Here is a 1,009-nt window from a genome sequence, read left to right as displayed (position 1 = left end):
CTCTGGCGAAGAGTGCACCAAGCTGACACGCGAAGACATCGACGATTTCACTTGGTTACCGCACACGTGTGCTTACCGTCTGTTAGCCGAAAATCAGCCATTACCAGAATGGCACCCGTTGATTACGGGCTCGAAATCCGCAATGCACGCGGCGGGCGAAAGTGTCCGCAACAAAGTGGTGTACGAAATTGATGTGGTGGATTGGGAAGACCACATTTTGAATCACCCAAATCGCCCATAGCCAAATTGAAACAAGCCTTTTACCAACAGTGAAAGGCTTGTTTGCTTTTAGGGTCAATAAAAGACCGGATTCTCATAAGTGATGACAAAACGACGGTCATTGTTGAACTCTGACGCTTAATTAACTAAATGCTGCTCGGTTTGCAATTTAGTGATGTAAACTTAGGGCATATCATTTCAAGGCTTTACATTCCGATTCTTGATCGCTCCGATCGGGATTCGTTTCCTACGAGGTAAAAATGACGTTTCATTTCCCCCTGAAAAATCGCCAGACACCTTGGGTAGCGATATTCGCTTTATTCATCACGATGATGACCCCTATTTTTGTGCAAGCCACAGAAAGCACAGAGCCTCCTATTATCTCTGAAGCAGAAGCTTCTATAGATAGCTTGAACATCGACATTGTCGATTTATCGCAAAGCCTATCTCAAACGGCAGGTGACGAGCGTGATGCGCTTCAGCTACAACTTTTCCAAAAAAATGAAGAGTTGAGAAATCAATTAGCGTCCGCGATTGAGCGTGAGTCCATCCCTCGTGACAAGCTGATTAAGCTCGTCAAAACGCAAGAAAAGTATTCAAAAGACGCGACCGATTATCTGACGACCAAAACCAAAGAAGTCATTGAAGAGTTAAACAAAGCGAAAGACGAAGAAAAGCTCGCGCTTATTAACGACTACCGCGAGCTTCAACATTATTTGGATGTGAGCTTTGATTCGAGCTGGCAGAATTTGGCATGGCTCAAGCAATTAGGCGTACAAAATGAGCGTGC

Annotated in this window: 2 pseudogenes; both read left to right on the top strand. The window is 44.8% G+C overall.

Annotation, left to right across the window (positions count from 1 at the left end):
• Window positions 1-241: pseudogene (locus tag R7M72_RS26230) on the top strand (YcgN family cysteine cluster protein); the annotation flags it as partial.
• Window positions 242-479: 238 nt separating this feature from the next.
• A pseudogene (locus R7M72_RS26225) lies at window positions 480-1,009 on the top strand (mechanosensitive ion channel protein MscS); the annotation flags it as partial.

The sequence above is a fragment of the Vibrio sp. YT-18 genome, assembly GCF_033337345.1.
GTDB lineage: Bacteria > Pseudomonadota > Gammaproteobacteria > Enterobacterales > Vibrionaceae > Vibrio > Vibrio alginolyticus.
This window is presented reverse-complemented; position numbering and strand designations above follow the sequence as displayed.